The following is a 4,230-nucleotide window of genomic DNA, read 5'->3' on the forward strand; positions in this document are numbered from 1 at the left end:
CCACGTGCTGGCGGTCGTGCCGAGCGCGTTGAGATTGAGGTCGCGCACCGACACCAGGGTGTCCTGCGTCTGCCCGTCGATCGTGTAGCGGTCGACGCTCAGCGGGCTCTGGAACTGGTAGTACGACCGGTACTGCTCGAGCTGGGCCACCGTCGGCGGGATGATCGCCGGGTCCATGATGCGGATCTGCGCCGTCGTCTCGGCATCCGATCGCAGCTGCCCCTGCTGTGCCGTGGTGTTCGCGGAGAAGTTCGTCTCCTGCAGGTCACTCAGGCCGAAGCCCGCCTTGGTGCCGTCGATGTTGCGCTGGTAGTACTGGCTCTCGACGCTCAGCTGGTTCGGACGCACCTGCACGAGATTGACGATCCACGGGTAGCCGACACCGACGACGAGCGAGGTGATGATCAGCAGGGCCGTCGCGATCAGCGGGTAGCGCCACCGGCCGATCACGGCGGTGACGAAGAACAGGATCGCCACGAGCACGGCCACGATCGAGAGGATGGCCAGACCCGGGATCGTCGCGTTCACGCTCACGTATGCCGCCCCGGTGATGCGGTCGTCGGCGCTGGTGAGCGTCTTGTAGCGGTCGAGCCACAGGCTCACCGCCTGGAGCAGAAGGTAGACGCCGGCGATGATGGCGAGCTGCACCCGCGCGGGGCGCGAGATGCGCAGCTCGCGCTGGCCTACCCGAACGGAGCCGTACAGGTAGGACACCGCGGCCGTGAGCAGCAGGCAGATCAACACCACGGCCGACGCGAAGGCGAGGACGGCCGAGTAGAACGGCAGCGCGAACAGGTAGAAGCCGGTGTCGAGGTTGAACTGCGGGTCGCCGGTCGCGGTGTGCACGCCGTTGACCCAGAGGGCCGCGGTCTGCCACTGCGCAGATGAGGCGAAGCCGGCGAAGAGCCCGAAGAAGATCGGGATGCCCCACATCGCGAGTCGTCTCAGCGGCTCCACGACCTCCTGATAGCGGTCGAGCTGAGAGCTCAGCCGCACGTATACCGGGCGCAGCCGGTAGGCGAGGTTGATGACCAGCCAGGTCGGCACCGCCATCCCCAGGAAGCCCACCACGAACATGCCGATGCGCCACACCCACTGCGTGGTGAGCACGTTCAGGAAGCCGAGCTGGGAGTACCACAGCCAGTCCGCGTAGACGTTGGCGAAGATGAAGAACGCGGCCACGAGCAGCGCGATCACCACGAGGGAGATCGCGATGACGCGACGGGTTCGACTCGGACGGGTGGGCTTCGGCGCCGTGGCGGAGGTCACCCTGTCATCCTACGAGGCGGGCTCTGGAGGAACGCCGAGCATCTTCCCGGCGTCGCCGCGTCCTCCGGGTGTGTCGGGAGTGGTCAGGGCGTCGGCGTCGGCGAGACCGACGGCGCCGGCGAGGCCATGACCGTCGAGCATGTCGCCAGGGTGGAGGTGTCCCCGCCCGAGCCGATCACCGTGAGGTCCTTGACCGCGTCGTCGAGCGTCGAGACCGCGTAGACCGAGAGCCCCTGCGGGATGTGCCCGACGACCTCGTCGCAATTGTCGGCCGGTGCGAGGAAGTACTCGGCGCCCGAGGAACGGGCCCCGTACATCTTCTGGCGGATGCCCCCGATCGCCCCGACCTCGCCGGCGGCGTCGATCGTGCCGGTGCCGGCCACGTTCTTGCCGCCGTTGAGATTGCCGGGGGTGAGCGTGTCGATGATGCCGAGCGCGAACATCATCCCCGCGCTCGGGCCGCCGACGTTGAACAGCTGCAGCTTCACATCGATCGGGAAGTGGAACTGCGTCAGCAGCGACACCCCGATCAACCACGTGGACTGGCCGTTGATGATCTGCTGCTTCGGGGTGATGCTCACCTGCTGCGTCGCGCCCCCGCGTTGGATCGTCAGGCTCACCGGTGCGCCGTCCTTGGCCGCGATGATCGCACGCAGCGACGCGACATCCGTCACGGCGGTGCCGTCGGCCGATTCGACGACGTCGTCCTTCTGCAGCACCCCGTTGGCGGCACCGTCGGACTCGACCGAGTAGACCGAGAGGTAGGGCGTCACGGTGTACCCGAGGTGGGTGAGGGCCGCCGCAGTCGCCTCCTGCTGCGAATCGACCATCTGCGCCGAGCTCTGGTCGCTCAGCTGCTGTGAGGTCTGGTCGGGCGGATAGATCGCGTCGGCGGGCACGATCGAGCGCGACGGGTCGAAGAACGCCGGGATCAACTCGAGCCACGACGGACGAGCGTCGGCCGTCCCCACGACCTGCACGGTCAACAGCGACAGCTCGCCGGCTGTCGGGTAGGTGGTCGCACCGGAGACGGTGATGATCGGCACCTGCTGCTTCTGGTCGTTCTGCACGGTGCCCAACGTGTTGAACACCGGCCCGGGCGTCTCGATCACATACGCCGACGGAAGGAACGACAGCACGAGCAGCGCGACGAGCGCGACGACGAGCGCCCAGATGCCGGCGACCCCCGCGCGCGAGCGCGGACGCCGGGGCCGTTCGGATGCCGCGGGCCCGGTCTCGTCGAACAGCGTCACGCCGCCTCCGTCGTGTCGTTCGCGGCCGGCGTACGACGATCTGGCTCGTCCCGGGCATTGCGAGGGTGTGTGCAACTAGCGTAGTTGGCAGCTCGACATGCGGCTGAGAGGCGACTGAGGTGGCACACGACGACGACGATGCATCGCAGGGCGATGACCTGAACGAGCTGCTCCGGCGGCTGCTCGGCGGGGGCACGGACGGCGGCCAGCTCGATCCCGAGCTGCTCTCCCGCCTGTCGGGGATGAACATCGACCCGGCGACGCTGCAGCAGATGATGATGCAGATGCAGGCCGCCTTCGCCGGCGGCGAGGAGGCGACCTGGGAGATGGCCTCGCGCCAGGCCCTGCACATCGCCGGCCAGAGCGATCTCGCCGTCAGTTCCGCTCAGCGCAGCGACCTCGATCAGGCCTTCTCCCTCGCGAACCTGTGGCTCGGCGAAGCGACGACGGTCCCCGAGCTCGCGCAGCCGGGCGGTGCGATCACGCGCGCCCGCTGGGTCGAACTCACACTGCCGGTCTGGCGCGAGCTCGCTGAGCCCGTCTCCGGCAGCATCGCCGATGCGATGACGGCCGCGCTGGTCGAGCAGACGGGCGAGGAGTTCGGGGATGTCGCACAGGGCGCGGGCCGCCTCATGCGCACCGTCGGCGGCTCGCTGTTCGCCACCCAGCTCGGTCAGGTGGTCGGACGTCTGTCGATGGAGGTCGTCTCCGGCGGCGACGTGGGCATCCCGCTGCTGCCCGCCGGTCACGCCGCGATCCTCCCCCAGAACTTCGCGGACTTCGGAGCAGGACTCGAGATCCCCGACGACCAGCTCGCGCTCGCGACCGCCACCCGCGAGCTCGCGCACGCCCGCTTGTTCCGGCACGCGAAGTGGCTGCGCCTGGACGTGATCGCTCAGATCGGCGAGTTCGCCCGCGGCATCCGCATCGACGTGTCAGCTCTCGAGGACGTCGCGTCGCGCTTCGACCCGTCGTCGCCCGACGAGCTGCGCCAGCTGCTCGAGTCGGGGGCGCTCATCCCCCCGCGCAGCGACCAGCAGAACGCGGCGCTCAGCCGCCTGGAGGACGTGCTCGCGACCGTCGAGGGCTGGGTCGAAGTCGTCACCGCGGATGCGACCGCCCGTCTCCCGCACGCCGACCGCATCGCGGAGGTCGTGCGCCGGCGCCGCGCCGTCGGAGGACCCGCAGAGAAGGCCCTCGGGTCTCTCGTCGGGCTGGAGCTGCGTCCCCGCCGCGCCCGTGAGGCGGCCTCGATGTGGCGGGCGATCACCGACGCGGTCGGCGTCGCGGCGCGCGACGCCCTCTGGGACTACCCGGACCTGATGCCGACGTCGGCCGACATCGACGACCCGTCGACGCTCATCGCCCGTCTGCAGGCGGATGCCGCGGGCACGGCGCCCGAGCCGGACGAGTTCGACGACGCACTGCGCCAGCTTCTCGCCGAGGAGTCGGGCGACGCGCCACGCGCATCCGGCACGGATGACGAGCGCGACGACGACCCGACCGGCACCGCGGACGGCGGACGGCCGGTCTGAGGCGGCATCCGCGAGGGAATCGCCGCGGCATCGTCCGCCGTGGTCACCGGGGACGGGCGTCGCGTGCGACGGCTCCTCCCCAGCGCCCGCAGACCGCGACGCTCGCGCGAGTTCCTGTGGAGTCCCGCGACTGAGTCCTGCGGGCACGCACAATCGGGGCATGTACCGCATCG

The 4,230-nt window shown here is 69.7% G+C and carries 3 protein-coding genes; 1 reads left to right on the forward strand and 2 read right to left on the reverse strand.

Going from position 1 to position 4,230, the window contains the following annotated elements:
- The coding region (locus tag ASG00_RS16890) for a UPF0182 family protein (RefSeq protein WP_235559140.1) at positions 1-1,269 on the reverse strand (1,269 nt) is incomplete at its 3' end.
- Between the two features lie 83 nt (positions 1,270-1,352).
- Complete coding sequence (locus tag ASG00_RS04555; protein ID WP_056207236.1) at positions 1,353-2,522, reverse strand: YlbL family protein; 1,170 nt, start codon at positions 2,520-2,522, stop codon at positions 1,353-1,355.
- Between the two features lie 119 nt (positions 2,523-2,641).
- On the opposite strand from ASG00_RS04555, the gene ASG00_RS04560 reads away from it, so the two are divergent.
- A complete protein-coding gene (locus tag ASG00_RS04560) occupies positions 2,642-4,057 on the forward strand; it encodes a zinc-dependent metalloprotease (protein WP_056207238.1) in 1,416 nt (471 codons plus the stop codon).
- The last annotated feature ends 173 nt before the right edge of the window (positions 4,058-4,230 follow it).

It is taken from the genome of Microbacterium sp. Leaf351 (genome assembly GCF_001423825.1).
GTDB lineage: Bacteria > Actinomycetota > Actinomycetes > Actinomycetales > Microbacteriaceae > Microbacterium > Microbacterium ginsengisoli.